Annotated in this window: 18 protein-coding genes; 16 read left to right on the plus strand and 2 right to left on the minus strand. The window is 31.9% G+C overall.

Features of this window, described 5'->3' with window-relative positions; all coding sequences use genetic code 11:
* Positions 1-149 precede the first annotated feature (149 nt).
* Together DEFDS_RS02180 and feoB are read right to left on the minus strand one after the other, a co-directional pair.
* Positions 150-371 carry a FeoA family protein gene (locus tag DEFDS_RS02180; protein ID WP_013007178.1) on the minus strand — a complete coding sequence of 74 codons (222 nt, stop codon included), beginning with the start codon at positions 369-371 and terminating at the stop codon, positions 150-152.
* On the minus strand, positions 372-2,309 hold the full coding sequence (gene feoB, locus DEFDS_RS02185; protein WP_013007179.1) for a ferrous iron transport protein B: 1,938 nt from the start codon (positions 2,307-2,309) through the stop codon (positions 372-374).
* Positions 2,310-2,629: 320 nt separating this feature from the next.
* On the opposite strand from feoB, the gene DEFDS_RS02190 reads away from it, so the two are divergent.
* The 16 genes from DEFDS_RS02190 to aroQ are packed head-to-tail and all read left to right on the plus strand — an operon-like array spanning position 2,630 to position 15,837.
* Positions 2,630-4,102 carry an anthranilate synthase component I family protein gene (locus tag DEFDS_RS02190; protein WP_013007180.1) on the plus strand — a complete coding sequence of 491 codons (1,473 nt, stop codon included), beginning with the start codon at positions 2,630-2,632 and terminating at the stop codon, positions 4,100-4,102.
* Positions 4,083-4,646 (plus strand): anthranilate synthase component II, encoded by a 564-nt coding sequence (locus tag DEFDS_RS02195; protein ID WP_013007181.1) that lies wholly within the window; start codon positions 4,083-4,085, stop codon positions 4,644-4,646. The genes DEFDS_RS02190 and DEFDS_RS02195 overlap by 20 nt, the downstream gene beginning before the upstream one ends.
* Positions 4,639-5,631 carry an anthranilate phosphoribosyltransferase gene (gene trpD, locus DEFDS_RS02200; protein WP_013007182.1) on the plus strand — a complete coding sequence of 331 codons (993 nt, stop codon included), beginning with the start codon at positions 4,639-4,641 and terminating at the stop codon, positions 5,629-5,631. Before DEFDS_RS02195 ends, trpD begins: the two co-directional genes overlap by 8 nt.
* Complete coding sequence (locus tag DEFDS_RS02205) at positions 5,631-6,368, plus strand: indole-3-glycerol phosphate synthase TrpC (RefSeq protein WP_013007183.1); 738 nt, start codon at positions 5,631-5,633, stop codon at positions 6,366-6,368. The genes trpD and DEFDS_RS02205 overlap by 1 nt, the downstream gene beginning before the upstream one ends.
* Before the next feature lies 1 nt (position 6,369).
* Complete coding sequence (locus DEFDS_RS02210; protein WP_013007184.1) at positions 6,370-6,912, plus strand: phosphoribosylanthranilate isomerase; 543 nt, start codon at positions 6,370-6,372, stop codon at positions 6,910-6,912.
* A gap of 8 nt (positions 6,913-6,920) precedes the next feature.
* The gene (gene trpB / locus DEFDS_RS02215) at positions 6,921-8,096 is read left to right on the plus strand and encodes a tryptophan synthase subunit beta (RefSeq protein ID WP_013007185.1); all 1,176 of its coding nucleotides are present in this window, start codon (positions 6,921-6,923) and stop codon (positions 8,094-8,096) included.
* A complete protein-coding gene (trpA, locus tag DEFDS_RS02220) occupies positions 8,093-8,785 on the plus strand; it encodes a tryptophan synthase subunit alpha (protein WP_013007186.1) in 693 nt (230 codons plus the stop codon). The genes trpB and trpA overlap by 4 nt, the downstream gene beginning before the upstream one ends.
* A 31-nt stretch (positions 8,786-8,816) precedes the next feature.
* Positions 8,817-9,305, plus strand: a complete 489-nt coding sequence (locus DEFDS_RS02225) for a GerMN domain-containing protein (RefSeq protein WP_013007187.1) — start codon at positions 8,817-8,819, stop codon at positions 9,303-9,305.
* Entirely contained in the window at positions 9,295-10,011 is a 717-nt protein-coding gene (rph, locus tag DEFDS_RS02230; RefSeq protein ID WP_013007188.1) for a ribonuclease PH, read from the plus strand. Before DEFDS_RS02225 ends, rph begins: the two co-directional genes overlap by 11 nt.
* Positions 10,008-10,607, plus strand: coding sequence for an XTP/dITP diphosphatase (locus DEFDS_RS02235; protein ID WP_013007189.1), 600 nt, complete (start codon positions 10,008-10,010; stop codon positions 10,605-10,607). Before rph ends, DEFDS_RS02235 begins: the two co-directional genes overlap by 4 nt.
* Positions 10,608-10,632: 25 nt before the next feature.
* Positions 10,633-12,402: a transglycosylase domain-containing protein gene (locus DEFDS_RS02240; RefSeq protein WP_161595852.1), complete on the plus strand. Its 1,770-nt coding sequence runs from the start codon at positions 10,633-10,635 to the stop codon at positions 12,400-12,402.
* A gap of 2 nt (positions 12,403-12,404) precedes the next feature.
* Entirely contained in the window at positions 12,405-12,905 is a 501-nt protein-coding gene (locus DEFDS_RS02245) for a shikimate kinase (RefSeq protein ID WP_013007191.1), read from the plus strand.
* On the plus strand, positions 12,898-13,950 hold the full coding sequence (aroB, locus tag DEFDS_RS02250) for a 3-dehydroquinate synthase (protein ID WP_013007192.1): 1,053 nt from the start codon (positions 12,898-12,900) through the stop codon (positions 13,948-13,950). Before DEFDS_RS02245 ends, aroB begins: the two co-directional genes overlap by 8 nt.
* Complete coding sequence (locus DEFDS_RS02255; protein ID WP_013007193.1) at positions 13,943-15,049, plus strand: tetratricopeptide repeat protein; 1,107 nt, start codon at positions 13,943-13,945, stop codon at positions 15,047-15,049. The genes aroB and DEFDS_RS02255 overlap by 8 nt, the downstream gene beginning before the upstream one ends.
* Positions 15,042-15,401, plus strand: a complete 360-nt coding sequence (locus DEFDS_RS02260) for a roadblock/LC7 domain-containing protein (RefSeq protein WP_013007194.1) — start codon at positions 15,042-15,044, stop codon at positions 15,399-15,401. Before DEFDS_RS02255 ends, DEFDS_RS02260 begins: the two co-directional genes overlap by 8 nt.
* The gene (gene aroQ / locus DEFDS_RS02265) at positions 15,394-15,837 is read left to right on the plus strand and encodes a type II 3-dehydroquinate dehydratase (RefSeq protein ID WP_013007195.1); all 444 of its coding nucleotides are present in this window, start codon (positions 15,394-15,396) and stop codon (positions 15,835-15,837) included. The genes DEFDS_RS02260 and aroQ overlap by 8 nt, the downstream gene beginning before the upstream one ends.
* Positions 15,838-15,840 lie beyond the last annotated feature (3 nt).

A 15,840-nucleotide genomic window follows, 5' to 3' on the forward strand; every position in this document is an offset into this window, starting at 1 on the left:
GAGGATGTTGCGCAAATAATAATTACTTAAGCACCTCAGATTCCTTCACTTCGTTTGCAATGACAGCTAGGCAGTCATCGCGAGGAAGCGTAAGCTGACGAAGCTATCTGCAACGTCCTTGGAGATTATACATTAAACACTTTATTATGTTAATTTGTTTCTTTTACGATTATTTTGTCTGCAAGTTCATTATCTATCGCAAATCTTGAGTTAAAGACTTCAAAAATAATCATTGGCTGTTTTTGTACTATTTTTATTTTGAGACCTGGTAGGATACCTAAAGAACATATTTTTTTTAAAGCTTGGGTATCATTTTTTTCAATATCAATAACAATGTATTCTTTATTTAGTTTGGCTGATGCAATTTTCATTTAATACCCCACAGCAGTCAAGATGAGATTTAGTATTATTCCGGTGAAAAATGCAAATGGTATAACAGTCAAAAATATAACCATAGCTGTTTTAAAACCTCTTTCTTTTATCATCATTGAAAACTGTGCAATACAGGGGACAAACAGAGTTAATATTACACTAGCAACAATCAAATTTTTTACTGTTAATGTATTCTGAATATCGTACAATCCTGCAGCACCAAAATCCCTTCTAAAGAATCCGTAGATAAAAATATCTCCCATCTGTTTTGGGAGTCCTGCCATTTTTGCTGGAAATGAAAGTATAAAAGATAATACATCGAATAGTTTGGTAAGTTTTCCTATCCATATCAGAACTGATGCAAGTATAAAAAGTGGAATAACTTCAATTGCATACCATTTTAATCTTGAAAAAGTTTTTAGAAATACATTCTTAATACTTGGCATTCTAATTGGTGGAACTTCCATGAAAAAGCTGGCACTACCCCCTTTTGTATATTTATTTAAAATGAAGCCACTTATTAAGAAAACTACTAAGATAGTTATAAACCAAATTATAAGTGCTGAAAAACTTTTATCAAAAAGTCCAAGAATTACACCCAGTTGAGCAGAGCATGGTATTGTCAAAGCAAGCAAAAATGTAACAAGCAATCTTTCCCTTTTTGTTTCAAGGGTTCTTGTTACAACTGTGGCCATTGTACCACAACCTAATCCTAAAATTAGAGGGATTACAGACCTCCCACTTAATCCAATCTTTTTCATTGATTTATCAAGAATGATGGAGAGTCTTACTAAATAGCCTGAATCTTCTAATAAAGAAAACATAAAGAAAAAGGTTGAAACTACAGGTAAAACGATTGCGATTGCATATCTTAAGCCTAAAGTTATAATTCCGTAGTCACCAGCAAAAAGATTGAAAAATATGGTATCTCCTAAAAACTTATGGAAAAGCTGATTTATGTAGGGGTTTAAACTTTCTTCAAAAATTTTTGTTTCTATGAAATCCACAAGAGTTCCAGCGCCAAATTGCCCAACAAACTTGTAAAATCCAAAATACAGAATCAATAAAACAGCTAAAAAACCAAAAGTTGGGTGCAAGGTTATTTTATCAAAAAAGGAACTTATTTTTGACTGTTTTTTTGAGCCGTTTGAATAAAAATGTTCTGCACAGAGTTCTTGTGAAAGTTCTAATCTTTTTGAAGCTATTTCTATGTGGAGATTATCTGATAAACTATCAATTATTTCTTTTATTTTATCAAAGTTAGTTTCCCTTTCTTTTACAAACTGTATTGTATCTTTATCTTTTTGAATTAAAAGAAGAGCTATACTCCTCTTTGAGATTGGATAGCTACTATTTAATTGCTTAATTATTTTTTCTATCAGTTGCTCTATATTATTGCTGTATTTAATGTTTATCGGCTGAAAATTATATCTTCCTTCAACTACACTCAAAATCCTAGCCATCAAATTTTCTGTCCCTTTGTTTTTAATAGCGGCAGTTTTAACTACAGGGATTCCAAGGTCATGCTCTAAATGGGTAATATTAATCTCCATCCCTTGGCATTCGAGCTCATCATACATATTTAATACAAGTATTGTGGGTAGACCCGCTTCGATAAATTGGAATGTAAGTGGAAGCATCCTTGCTATATTCTTTGCGTCTACAACATGAAGAATACAATCATAATCATTTTGTAAGATAATATCCTTTGTGACTTTTTCTTCTTCAGTAATCGTGTTAAAATTGTAAAAACCTGGGGTATCTATAAATTCCACCTCGTGGTGTGGACCGATGTTAGTTTTACCTTTAAATATTGAAACAGTTGTTCCAGGATAGTTTGATACAGAGGCATATTTTTTCGTTAGGTTATAAAAAAGCGCACTTTTACCAACGTTTGGATTACCTACTAAAAGCACTTTATATTCTTTCTTATGCATTAATACCTCCAATAAGTGAAAAGTTAGATATATCTAACTTTTGTATTTGTCAAGATTTTTTCTGATTTCTTTAATAAAAAAGCTTTACATTTTATTATTTTTAAATTATATGTACTTGCATGAAGGGTTCAATAATTTTTAACATTTTAAAATCATTAAGAAATTGGTGGTGGCAGTTGATAGCAATATAGTGCTGTTCTGCCACCATTAAAATATATTTGGGCCGTGTGGCGGAACAGCCACACGGCCTTTTTTTATAACTATTCGAAGGCCGTGGGATTTAACTCACGGCCTTTTTTTTATGAATTTGGAGGTTTAAAATGTTAAATGTAAATTTTAAGGAATTTGAAAAATTATCAAAAGAATTTAGACAAATCCCTATAATACGAGAAATCGTGGGGGATATTTATACCCCTATTAGTTTGCTCAGAAATTTTTCCAATGAAAAATTTCTATTTTTGCTTGAAAGTGCAAATATTGATAAGAGTTTTTCAAGGTTTACCTATTTTGCAAAGACTGCGAAGAAGACACTAATTTTCAAAAAAGGGAAACTTTATTTAATTGATAAAGATGGGAAGAAAACAGAACTACTTGTAAATCCTATTGATTATTTAAACAGTGAAATGAACGAGTTTAAAGGTGCAAAATTTGAAAGTATTGGTGATTTTTGTGGTGGATATGTGGGCTTTTTTGGTTATGAAATGGCAAATTATATGGGGATTTTAAGAGAGAAATTGTATGAAGGTGATGAATCTCAACTTGGACTTGGATACATTGATGAGTTTTATGTTTTTGATAACAAGTTAGGTAAATTTTATTCGGTTTGCATTGCAGATACCTCAAATTCTTTAGAGGATGAGTTTAGAAGATGTGTAAAAAGAACCCTTGAGATGGTAGATGAGTTACATGTTGTTAATTTTGACCTCACGAAATCTGACAGTTTTATAAATATTAAAAAAGATTTTGAAAAAGATGATTTTATTGAAACTGTAAAAAAGGTTAAAGATGAAATAATTAGAGGCGAAGCAATTCAAATTGTCATTTCCAATAAATTTGAAGTGGATGGATTTGTAAACCCTGTGAGTTTCTATAGAGCGTTAAGAAATATTAATCCATCCCCTTATATGTTTTATTTTAAATTTGATGATTTTATTGTGTGTGGTTCATCCCCTGAAATTCATTTAAAAATCAAGGATAATAAAGCCACTTTAAAACCTATTGCCGGCACATACCCAGTAGAAAAAGATATCGAGGATGTGAAAAGAAAATTAATATCTGATGAAAAGGAGATTTCTGAGCATTTAATGCTTTTAGACCTTGCAAGAAATGACCTTTATAGAGGGTGTAAACCTAAAACGGTAAAAGTCAATGAGGCGTTTGTTCCGGAAGTTTATTCACATGTAGTGCATATTGTGTCGGAGGTGGAGGGGGAAAAAAAAGAGGGCATTTCAAATTTAGATTTATTTGCAATGACATTTCCTGCAGGGACTGTTTCAGGTGCTCCAAAGGTGAGAGCTATGGAGTTGATAAATCAGTATGAAAAAAGTCCTCGAGGTTTTTATGCAGGATGTGCTGGTTATTTCTCTTTTGCAGGGGATATGGATACATGTATCACAATTAGAAGCGCCGCTTTTAAAAATGGGAAAATGATTTTAAGAGCAGGAGCAGGTATTGTCTATGACAGCGATCCTGAAAGGGAATATTTTGAAGTGGAAAATAAGCTGGGAGCTCTTTTTAAAGCAATTGAGGTAACTAAGAATATGGAGGAAAGGTATGTTTTTACTGATAGATAATTACGACTCATTTACTTACAACCTATACGCACTTTTTGATAATGCTGGTGTGGATGTTGATATAATTAAAAATGATGAGTTTGTGGATGCATCAAAATATCATGGGTTAATAATTTCTCCGGGGCCTTCAAATCCGGAAAACTCAGGTAATTCTTTAAAATATATTGAAGAATATAAAGGGAAACTCCCCATTTTTGGTGTTTGCCTTGGGATGCAATGTATAGCCTATTACAAAACAGGGACTTACAGACAGGCTAAGAGCATTAAACATGGCAAAATAGACAAAATTATCAAATCAAAAGATTCATTAATTTTAGAAGGGTTGCCTAACAAGTTTGAAGCTGTTCGTTATCACTCTCTGGCAGTCAATGTAGCTGAAGAGTTTGTTGTTGCAAGAGGGGAGAGTGATGGTGAAATTATGGCTATTGAATTTAGAGATGAATTGCTCTTTGGTGTTCAATTTCATCCAGAATCGATAAAAAGTGAATATGGGGACAAAATCGTTCAAAATTTTATAAAAATTTGTGGAGGGTGTCATGTATGATGCTGTAAAAAAACTTTTTAATGGAAAAGATATGAGTTTAGCTGAGTCTTTAAAAGTTTTCGAGGGGATAATGAAAGGTGAGTTTGATGATGATATAGTCAGTGCTGTTTTAATTGCTCTAAAAATGAAAGGGGAAACTGCAACAGAGATATACGTTGCAGCAAAAGTTCTTAATGACCTTAAGTTTAGATTTGAACACTCTAAAAGGCCATGTATTGATACTTGTGGTACTGGTGGTGATGGTAAAAGCTGCGTCAATGTATCTACTGCTGTGTCTATTATTTTGTCGTCTCTTGGTCATAATGTGGTTAAACATGGTAATGTTGCTATAAGTGGAAAAGTGGGATCTGCTGATATTTTGGATATGTTAGGTATTCCTGTTAAGTTATCAGTTGATGAAATGCGTGAATTTTATGAAAGAAATGGTTTTGTGTTTTTGCTTGCACCGATGTTTCATCCTGCGATGAAAAATGTGGCTCAGATCAGAAAAAAACTTGGTGTTCCTACTATCTTCAATCTTTTGGGGCCGCTGGTAAACCCTGCTGATCCAGAATATCAAATCATTGGGGTAGGTAGTAAAGATAAACTCGAGGTTTACGCAGAAGCTGCTAGTAAATTTAAAAATAAAAAGTTTATAGTTTATTCGTCCTTAGATGGATATGATGAGGTTTCAACAAAAGAGCCAACAAGGTGCTATAAGATTATTGATGGGCAAATATCAGAATTTGTATTAAAGCCTGAAGATTTCTTTGAACCTTTTGATATGCCTTCTGTTTCATCAAAAGAAGAGGCTAAAAGACTGTTTTTAGAGGGCATTATTGGAGAAAATGAAAAAATTTCCATACTTTTTGCAATCAATACTGCACTTGCTTTGCATTTAATTGATAATAGTTCAATTGATGACGGTTTTGAAAAAGTGCTGCAACATCTGAAATCAGGCAAAGTAATTGAAAAATTAGAAAGTTTAAAAGGGGTAAGTGCTTAATGTTTTTAGAAGAGGTTTATCTGAAAAAAATTGAAGAGGTTAAAGGTCTAAAAGTAGAAGGTGTTAGAAATAAAAGGATTATACCTTTTGGTATTAACCTTCCAGAGAAGAGGGTTATAGCTGAAGTTAAGCAGGCTTCTCCATCTTTAGGCCTTATAAAAAATGTAGATGTTTGTTTACAGGCAAAAAGATATGAAAAAGGTGGTGCAGCAGCTATAAGTGTTCTTACTGATAAATATTACTTTAATGGAAGTTTTGAATTTTTAAACAGAATTAGCAAGGAAGTGAGCCTTCCCATATTGTGTAAAGATTTTATCATCGATAAAAAACAGGTGGATATGGCCTATATGAATGGTGCTGATGTTATCCTTTTGATAGTTAGTCTTCTTGATGATAAATCGTTGTTTAATCTTTATGAATACGCAAAAAGCCTTGGATTAGAAGTATTAGTGGAAATTCATGAATTTGAAGAATTTAAGAGAGTTGAAAATATGGGTATTAAATTTTTAGGGGTAAATAGCAGAAATTTGAAAACTTTAAAAATTGATAAAAGCTATGCCTTAAATGTGTTAAAAAATATAGATGGTGAATTTGTAAAGGTAGCTGAAAGTGGAATTGAGACTATTGATGATGTAATGATGTTTAGAAATGTAGGAGCTGAGATGTTTTTAATAGGGACTACCCTTATGAAGTCAGAAAGTCCTGAAGAATTGATCAGGAAATTTAATCAGGTGTAATATGTTTATCAAAGTATGTGGGATAACCACTTTTGAGCAGATAGAATGGGCTATTGAGCTTGGATACAGTGCAGTAGGTATAGTTTTTCACCCTAAGAGTAAAAGGTATGTGGGCTATACAAAAGGTATCAAACTTGCAGATTATGCAAAAAATAAAATTTTAACAGTGTGTGTTGGTATAGATTTTGATGAAGTAAAAGATGTGTATGATAATTTTGATTATGTACAGCTTTATAACTATAGAGAGCTTGATAATCTAATTTATGGGACTGCTGATAAACCAGATAACGAAAAGTTTAAATATCTTATTTTTGATAGAAGTATGGGGAAAGGGGTTTTTGAATGTGATTATCCTGAATGGGTTTACGACTATACAGATAGATTGCTAGTATCTGGTGGTTTGACACCTGAAAATGTGGGTAACGTTTTTGAAAAGATTATACCAGCTGGTGTTGATGTATCAAGTGGTGTGGAAGTGGATTATGGTGTGAAAAGTTTTGAAAAGATGAAGTTATTTATAGAGAAAATTAAACAACATATCTGAGGTGTTTTATGAATTATAATAGATATTTTTATGGGGAGTATGGTGGCCAATTTGTAGCGGAAACTCTTATACCGCTCCTCGATGAACTTGAAGAAAATTTTATTAAATACAAAGATAATAAAAATTTTAATGATGAATTAGATTATTTGTTAAAAAATTATGCAGGCAGACCAACACCTGTTTATTTTGCAAAGAGATTATCTGAAAAGTATGGAGTTAATATTTATCTAAAAAGGGAAGATTTACTTCATACAGGAGCTCATAAAATAAATAACACTTTAGGGCAGGCGTTGCTTGCAAAATACATGGGGAAAAAGCGTATTATTGCTGAGACAGGAGCTGGACAGCATGGAGTTGCCACTGCAACAGTTTGTGCTTTACTTGGGATTGAATGTACAGTGTATATGGGGAGTCTTGATGCTAAAAGACAGAGAATAAATGTAGAGCGGATGAAGATGCTTGGTGCAAAAGTGGAAGTGGTAGATTTTGGTAGTCAAACTTTGAAAGATGCTGTAAGTGCAGCAATAAAAGATTGGGTAACCAATGTTGATACTACTCATTATCTCATTGGCTCTGCAGTTGGGCCATACCCTTTTCCAGAAATCGTGGCACATTTTCAGTCAGTAATTGGATTAGAAGCAAGAAAGTTTTTCATTGAAGAGGTTGGTAAATTGCCTGATGTTGTTGTTGCCTGTGTTGGCGGAGGAAGTAATGCGATAGGTATTTTTAGAGGTTTTTTAGAGGATGAAGATGTAAGATTGATTGGTGTAGAAGCGGGTGGTTTATCAGAAAAGGTTGGGGAGCACGCAAGTAGTATCTCTTATGGCAAAAAAGGGGTTTTTCAGGGGAGTCTTTCAAAGGTATTGCAAACAGAATTTGGGCAGATTGCAAGTGTCCATTCTGTATCTGCTGGACTTGATTATCCAGGCGTTGGGCCTGAGCATGCCTATCTATTTGATATAGGTAGAGCAGAATATTATCCAATAAATGATAAAGAAGCAGTAGATGGTTTCTTTGAACTTACAAGGTTAGAAGGGATTTTACCAGCTTTAGAATCTAGTCATGCAATAGGGTATGTGATGAAGCATCATAAAGAGTTTATTGGTAAAAATGTGTTAATCAATTTGTCGGGGAGAGGGGATAAGGATTTGCATATTATAGAAGATTATGTGAGGGGAATATGAAAGGTGTTTATATTGTTCTAAGCTATCCAGATAAAGAAACATTTCTTGAAGTAATAAATTTTATATCGAACTATGACGGTATAGATTTTATAGAGATAGGTTACCCTTTTAATGATCCAGTTGCTGATGGGCCGGTTATAATGGATGCAATCAATCAGGTTTATGATAAAGTTACTTTTGAAGATTTAAAAGAGGTATTGAGGATAATAAATAAAAGAAAAAAAGTATATGTAATGACATATTCAAATATTGTTTATAGCTATGGATTAAAACAGTTTTCTGATGATTTTGGTTTTTTACTAGATGGTCTTATAATTGCCGATTTGCCAAATAGGATGCATGACTTTTTTTATCAAAAAGGTTTATCTGTAGAGATTATTCCCTTTTTAACACCAACGAGTAGAAAGGAAGATATTTTATCAATTAACAATTTGAAAGGTGATTTTGTATACTATGTTGGGACAAAGGGGACAACTGGGGTTATGGGTGACTTAAATTTTAATGAAAATAAGATTAGTGATATAAAAAAGTTGGTGAATAAAAAAGTAGTTTACGGATTTGGCATTAAGACAAGAGATGATATATATGATATTTTAAAATTTTCTGACGGTGTAGTGGTAGGAACAGAAATAGTAAAAAGACAAAAAGATTTTGAAAAATTCAAGAGTTTTATCAAAAATACGTTTTGATAAAATTTTTATAATGTGTTAATCTAATGCTATGAGGAATTATTTTTTTGTTATTATTGGATTAGCTGTTATTGTTATCTTTTTTAGTTCAATAAAGAGATATGACGTTTTTTATATAGACACCGTTTCCAATGAGCTTGTTCCCAAAAAAGTTATTGTTATTAACCCTTTTTATAGAAAAGATGTATATGCTTATTTACTTTTAAATAAACTCAAGATTGATAAAGGTAATCAAATATCCCCTGTAGGAAAATATGTGAGTTTTGAAAATGTTAGAATAAAAAATGATTACTGTGTTGTGGATTTAAGAATACATAAAGGGTTTGTTAATAGTAGTAATAATGAGTATTTACTTGTAAAATCTATTTTGAAAACTTTGAAATCTTTTGACAATAGTATAAAACTATTTAAAATTAATATCTTAAGTAGTGATGTAGAGTTACAGATGGATTATAATTGTGCTATGACTATAGAAAACGATGAAATAAAAATAGTTGAAGGGAGTTGCAATGAGAAGTGATGGAAGAAAAAATGATGAAATGCGTTTAATAAAAATAACAACGGATTATATCAAATATCCTGAAGGCTCTGTTTTAATAGAATTTGGGGAGACAAAGGTTATTTGTAATGCTTCTATTACTGAAGGTGTACCACCTTTTTTGAAAGGAACGGGGACTGGGTGGATTACTGCTGAATATTCGATGTTACCAAGGGCTACACATACAAGAAATGTTAGAGAATCTGTAAAAGGGAAACTTTCTGGAAGAACTCAAGAAATATCAAGGCTCATAGGCAGAGCTCTTAGATCTGTTGTTGATATGAGTGTTTTGGGTGAAAGAACAGTGGTTATTGATTGTGATGTTATACAGGCAGATGGAGGTACAAGAACGGCTTCCATTTCAGGTGGTTTCGTTGCATTATATTCTGCTTTTGAAAAACTTGTTAAAAGTGGTGAGTTAGAAAAAAATCCGATTAAAAATTTTGTTGCAGCTGTTAGTGTGGGCGTTTTAAACGATGATGTGATTTTAGATTTAAATTATGAAGAGGACTCCACTGCTAGGGTGGATATGAACGTAGTAGCAACTGATAGTGGTGAAATAATTGAAATTCAGGGTACAGGTGAAGAAAGCCCTTTTAGTAGAGATGTATTAAACAAAATGATAGATTATGCTTTTATCGGGATAAACAACATTATTGAGGCTCAGAAAAAAGCGCTTGGTTTATGATAGATAAAGTTTATGTAGCTACAAAAAATAAAGGGAAACTTAAAGAAATCTCTGAAATTTTAAAACCGATAGAGGTGATATCCGTTTATGAAGTTGTAGAAAATCCAGTAGATATTGTAGAGGATGGCTCTACTTTTGAAGAAAATGCAAGAAAAAAAGGTGAGGAATTGTCTAGATTTGTAGAGGGTTATGTTATAGCAGATGATTCTGGTCTAGTTGTTGAAGTTTTGAACGGTAAACCTGGTATTTATTCTGCAAGATATGCCGGAGAAAATGCTACAGATATGGAAAATAATCTTAAGCTTTTAAAGGAGTTAGAAGGTACCCCTTTTGAAAATAGAGATGCAAAATTTGTCTGTGTTATAGCGCTGTGTAAAGATGGTAAGACCATAGAAACTTTCTATGGGGAATGTAAAGGGAAAATAGGTTTTGAGCTTAAAGGGGAAAATGGGTTTGGGTACGATCCGCTTTTTGTCCTTGATAATGGAAGAACTATGGCAGAGTTGTCAAGTGATGAAAAAAATAGAATCAGTCATAGAAGAGAGGCTTTAGCTAAATTAAAAAAGTTCTTGGATAATGTTTCTAAAAATAATTAAAGGTTTTTTGTTATTTATTTTTTTGGTGGCGATTGCCCTTATTTTTTTATTTCAGTTAAACGATTTTTATAAAAAATACCTAATATCTTTAATTGAAATTCCTAAATTAAAGATTGAAAATAGCGAAAGAACAACTTTTTTAAAAATTTACTCGAAAAACGGAAATCTTATTTTTCATCAGTACAATAACTTTGGTGGTTTGGTTAATTTAAAAAATGATTTTGAGAATTTTGATGAGCTCTATAATTTTTTTCTAAAAACAAATGGGAAAGATATCTATTTGGAGCAACTTTTTAAAAAATTTTATAAGAAATATAAAAATAAAGTTTTTGGGTTGTCATATAAGGAATTTTTAAAAGAGCAATTTTATAAGGCATTTTGGAAAAAATATAGTTATTCTGATTTTTACACTATTATTGCTAACAATTTTGTTTTTCAACAAAGTATAAAAGGGATAAATGGTTATTCTTTTTATCTTTTTGGGACTGATTTTGAAAAATTGAAATTAAAAGAGAAAACTTTTTTAATACTACTAGTGTTATTTAACAATGTTGATGCACATAATAATTTTGCCTATTTTGAAAAGCTTGCAAGTCTATTTACAGATGATGAAACTCCCATAAGATTTAACTATCCCAAAACATTTGTGAAGTATAACGATTATGTAGAAGGTGTTTTAAAAGAGCTAAAAGAGTATAAACTGGATTATAAAAAAACTAACATTGTGGTTTATTCTAATTTAGATGAAACACTTTACAAGGTTATGAAAAGAGTAGTTACTTCTTCATTAAAGAAATATGATGGGGTGGAAGGTTCAACTGTTATATTGAATTATAAAACTAAAAAGGTCTTGGCTGTGCTTGGAACTATCAATGGGGATTATGCTTTAAACAGGGCTCTTTATGCTAAAAGAGAGGTTGGTTCAGTTTTTAAGCCTGTTACTTATTTAACGGCTTTTTCATATGGATTAAGACCATCATTTGTATTAGAAGATAAATCTTATGCTTTTAAAGAGGGGAGCTTTATTTATAAGCCTAAAAATTTTAAAGATTTTTATATGGGTAGAACAAATATAAGAAATGGGCTGATTTATTCTTTAAACAATTTAACAATCAAGCTTGCTGAAACTGTTGGGTTAAAAAGGGTGTCTAAAATGGCTAATCAACTGGGTTTTGAGAACGTAAAACCTTTTTATGCCATGCCTCTTGGCTCTATTCCTCAGACACCTTTTACAGTTGCTAATGCTTTTAGCGCAATAGCAAATTATGGGCATAGATGTAAAATGAAATTTATTAACAGGATCGAAATAGATGATAAAGAGCTCGATATAGCTGATGAAAAATGCCAAAAGGTTGTTGATGAAAAGTCGGCTTACCAGACAATATATTTGATGAAAAAAGTAGTTCAATATGGAACTGCAAGAGGAGCTAATTTAATACCAGGAACAGCTGGTAAAACAGGGACAAGTAATGATAGTAAAGATTGCTGGTTTGTTGGAATTTTCCCACCTTATGTAGTCGTCCAATGGGTTGGTTATGATAATTATAAGACCATTGATGAAGACGCTACAGGTGGAAAAGTAGCAGCTCCAATTGTTGCTAAAATAGAGAAATATTCATTAAAAAAAGTTAAGCGGGTGAGTTTTGATGTTCCAAAAGGTGTAGTGTTAAGAAAGGTTGTGAAAAATGAAGATATGTTGTATAGTGATGGTTGTGGAAGATATTATTATGAAATGTTAAAGTTGAACAATTTACCTAAAAGATGTGATAGGATAAATACAGTTGAAAGGGAGTAAGCATGAATATCTACTTAATTGGTTTTATGGGAACCGGGAAAACAACAGTTGGCAAAGCATTAGCATTAAAATTAAATAAAAAATTTAGTGATTTGGATGATTTAATCGTTGAAAAAACAGGGAAGCAGATTGTGGAGATTTTTAGAGAGGATGGCGAAGAAGAATTTAGAAAAATTGAAACAGAAGTATTAAAAGATATTAACGAGAAAGATAATTTTGTTGTGGCAACAGGAGGTGGTGTTTTAACCACTGAAGGTAATTATGAAATTATGAAAAGTAATGGGGTAATTATTACCTTGGCTGCAAGCCCTGAGGCTATTTATGAAAGGCTTAGAAATGATGAAACAAGACCTCTTTTAATGGTGGATAATGTGATAGATGAGATTAAAAGATTAATGTTTGAAAGGGCTCCATTATATATAAAGGCGGATTATATTGTTGATACTACAGAGCGTCCAATTGATGAGATTGTAAATGAAATTGTAGAGTATTTAAATGAATAAAAAGTTGATGGTTGATTTAAAAAAAACTGTAGATTATTCATATTTCATTTATTTTAGACCCTTTGTCCCTGATTATGAAAATGCTTATTTTTTAATTGATTCAAACGTTTATCATTTTCATAAATATAGATTTAATTCGCTAGAGAATGTTTTTATTTTTGAATCGTCAGAAAAAAATAAAAATTTTGATAATGTTCAGAAGGTCCTTTCATGGTTAAGAGAGAATAGATGTAAGAGACATGATACTCTTGTAGTTGTAGGTGGTGGTATTGTAGGTGATTTGGGCGGTTTTGCTGCTTCGATTTATATGAGAGGGATAAATTTTGTCCAAGTTCCAACAACTCTTTTGTCAATGGTTGATAGTAGCGTAGGTGGTAAAACAGGGATAAATTTCCATGATACAAAAAACTTGATTGGAGCATTTAAACAGCCGATAGAGGTTGTGATAGACACCTCTTTTTTAGATACGTTGCCAGAAGTAGAATATCAAAATGGTTTGGCTGAAGTATTAAAATATGGTTTAATGTTTGATAAGCAGTTTGCAGATTTCCTTAATGATAATTATGATTCCATTCTAAATAAAACTAATGATAATGTAATTGCTGATATGATTTATAAATGTTGCAAAATAAAGGGGGAGGTTGTTAAAGAGGATGAGTTTGAGCAAGGTATTAGGAAATTTCTTAATTTTGGACATACAATAGGACATGCAATAGAAGTGGACTCTGATCACAAAATAAAGCATGGTTACGCTGTTGCTATCGGTATGTATTTAGAGTCTTTAATTGGTATGGAATTAGGTGAGCTTGATGAAGATACCGTGTATTATGTAAAAAAGCTACTTTTAAGATATAATTTTGATATAGATTATAAAATTAAAGATAGTTTCAGGTTTTTGGATGCTTTAACTGGTGATAAAAAAGCTGAAAGTTATGGTATTGTACTTTCCTTGACTAACCCTATTGGGGCTGGTAAAATAATTAAAGGAGTAAGTATTGATTTTGTAATGAAAATACTTAAAAAGTATGGAGTTTTAAATGGATGAGAAAACCAGAGCAAGATATCTAAAAGATATCGAATATTTTTCAAAAAAATTAGAAGAGGAACCAGGTTCAAAAGTGTTTATGCCGCTTGCGATAGCTTATTTAAAACTTGGAAAATATGATGAAGTGATAGATGTGTGTATAAAGGGGTTAGATAAAAATCCAAACTACCTTGCAGCTAAGACTATTTTAGCTCAAGCATATTTGGAAAAAGGGATGATAAATGAGGCAAAGGTTCTTTTGGTGGAGGTTGCTACTTTAGAGAAAAGTAATTATCGAGCAAATAAACTGCTTGGTGATATTTATAGGTCAGAGGGTAATTTGGAAAAGGCTCTTTTTCATTATAGAACAGCTCATTTGACAAGCCCTGAAGATAATAATTTGAAAGAACTGATAGAAGAGTTAGCTGAAAAAATTGATGCTGTTCCAAAAACTGAGGAAGAGATAGAAGAAATAGAGAAATTAGCTGAGACTGCTAAAGAGATTGCTGAGGAAGTTGGTGAGGAGTTATCAGAAGATTTAAAGGTTGAAAGTGAGTTTGAAGTTGTTAAACAAGAAGAGCTTGAAAAAAGTTTATCAGATATAGATGAAATGGGTGAAGAGGAAAAAGTTAAAACTGAGTTTAAAGAGGGTAAAGATGAAATTTCTGAATCTGAGTTGGGTGAGTTATTAGTTGAGTCAAATGAGGGTGTTGAAGAAGAAAAGGAAGCTTCACTTGAAGTTGATGAATTGGAGAAAGAAGTAGAAGAAAGTGAAAAGTTAGAACCTGAATTTGAATTGGAAGATTTAAGTGTTAGCAAAGAGGAAGAAAAAGGTATTGATGATGAATCAGGTTTAAAACTTGAAACTGAAAATATAGAAGAAGAAACTATTGATACTGAGAAACAAGAATTAAATGTGGAATCATCTATTACGGAGGGTGATGAGGAATTTGTACAGAATATAGAGACTGATGAGTCTGGTGAAGAAACAGTTTTAACTGAGCAAGTTGCAGAAGAAACTCAATATGTAGTAATTGATGAGAAAAATCAAAAGATTATAGATGAGCTTGAAAAATGGCTTGAAAATATCAAGAAAGTAAAGGCGGAAAGAAGTGTTTAAAAAGATTATAAACAGAATCTTTGAAGCTGTTGATGGATTAAAACTGTTTGCTATATTTGATAAAGATGGAATTATTGTTGATAAGGTTGAAGTTTCTGACAGGACAGCAGAAGAGCTAGCAGCTGAGTTTTCTTCTGTGCTTAGATATATAGATAAAGTTACAACGTATCTGGTTACTGGAAAGATGCAAAAAATGTTAATAGATTGTGGTGAGGAGATTTTTTATCTTCACAAACTGAATAATTTTTATTATATAGTGGCACTTCTTGATAGGAATGCCATTATAGGAAAACTGAAATTTTATATTAAATATTTTGAGAGAGATTTTAAAAGAGAGTTTGACATTGATTAAGCTTGCTGTTTTGAATGGACCAAATTTAAATTTATTGGGAAAGAGGGAACCTTCCGTTTATGGTAAAAACTCTTATGATGATTTGGTAAATATATTACAGAGCTTTGCAAAAAATAAAAATGTTGAACTACATGTTTTTCAGTCAAATCATGAGGGGGAATTGATTGATAAAATTCATGAACTTGCAAATATTGTTGATGGTTTTATCATAAATGCTGGAGCATATACACATACAAGTATTGCATTGAGAGATGCTCTTTTGGGTGTCGATAAACCGTTTATTGAAGTACATATAAGTAATATCTTTGCAAGAGAAGAGTTTAGACACCATTCATTTCTTTCGGATATAGCTATTGGAGTTATATCCGGTTTTGGTGTAAATTCTTATATCTATGCAATTGATTATCTAATTTTTTATCTAAAAGACAAAAGGTAATAT

Origin of the sequence: Deferribacter desulfuricans SSM1 (assembly GCF_000010985.1) — a bacterium.
Taxonomy (GTDB): domain Bacteria; phylum Chrysiogenota; class Deferribacteres; order Deferribacterales; family Deferribacteraceae; genus Deferribacter; species Deferribacter desulfuricans.

Bases quoted from the DNA above. Each gene is read 5' to 3' on its own strand.
- DEFDS_RS02190 (WP_013007180.1), top strand. From the start codon at position 2,630: ATGTTAAATGTAAATTTTAAGGAATTTGAAAAATTATCAAAAGAATTT.
- DEFDS_RS02195 (WP_013007181.1), top strand. From the start codon at position 4,083: ATGTTTTTACTGATAGATAATTACGACTCATTTACTTACAACCTATAC.
- DEFDS_RS02180 (WP_013007178.1), bottom strand. From the start codon at position 371: ATGAAAATTGCATCAGCCAAACTAAATAAAGAATACATTGTTATTGAT.
- DEFDS_RS02225 (WP_013007187.1), top strand. From the start codon at position 8,817: ATGAGGAATTATTTTTTTGTTATTATTGGATTAGCTGTTATTGTTATC.
- aroB (WP_013007192.1), top strand. From the start codon at position 12,898: ATGAATAAAAAGTTGATGGTTGATTTAAAAAAAACTGTAGATTATTCA.
- feoB (WP_013007179.1), bottom strand. From the start codon at position 2,309: ATGCATAAGAAAGAATATAAAGTGCTTTTAGTAGGTAATCCAAACGTT.
- trpD (WP_013007182.1), top strand. From the start codon at position 4,639: ATGTATGATGCTGTAAAAAAACTTTTTAATGGAAAAGATATGAGTTTA.
- DEFDS_RS02255 (WP_013007193.1), top strand. From the start codon at position 13,943: ATGGATGAGAAAACCAGAGCAAGATATCTAAAAGATATCGAATATTTT.
- trpB (WP_013007185.1), top strand. From the start codon at position 6,921: ATGAATTATAATAGATATTTTTATGGGGAGTATGGTGGCCAATTTGTA.
- DEFDS_RS02245 (WP_013007191.1), top strand. From the start codon at position 12,405: ATGAATATCTACTTAATTGGTTTTATGGGAACCGGGAAAACAACAGTT.
- trpA (WP_013007186.1), top strand. From the start codon at position 8,093: ATGAAAGGTGTTTATATTGTTCTAAGCTATCCAGATAAAGAAACATTT.
- DEFDS_RS02205 (WP_013007183.1), top strand. From the start codon at position 5,631: ATGTTTTTAGAAGAGGTTTATCTGAAAAAAATTGAAGAGGTTAAAGGT.
- DEFDS_RS02235 (WP_013007189.1), top strand. From the start codon at position 10,008: ATGATAGATAAAGTTTATGTAGCTACAAAAAATAAAGGGAAACTTAAA.
- DEFDS_RS02210 (WP_013007184.1), top strand. From the start codon at position 6,370: ATGTTTATCAAAGTATGTGGGATAACCACTTTTGAGCAGATAGAATGG.
- rph (WP_013007188.1), top strand. From the start codon at position 9,295: ATGAGAAGTGATGGAAGAAAAAATGATGAAATGCGTTTAATAAAAATA.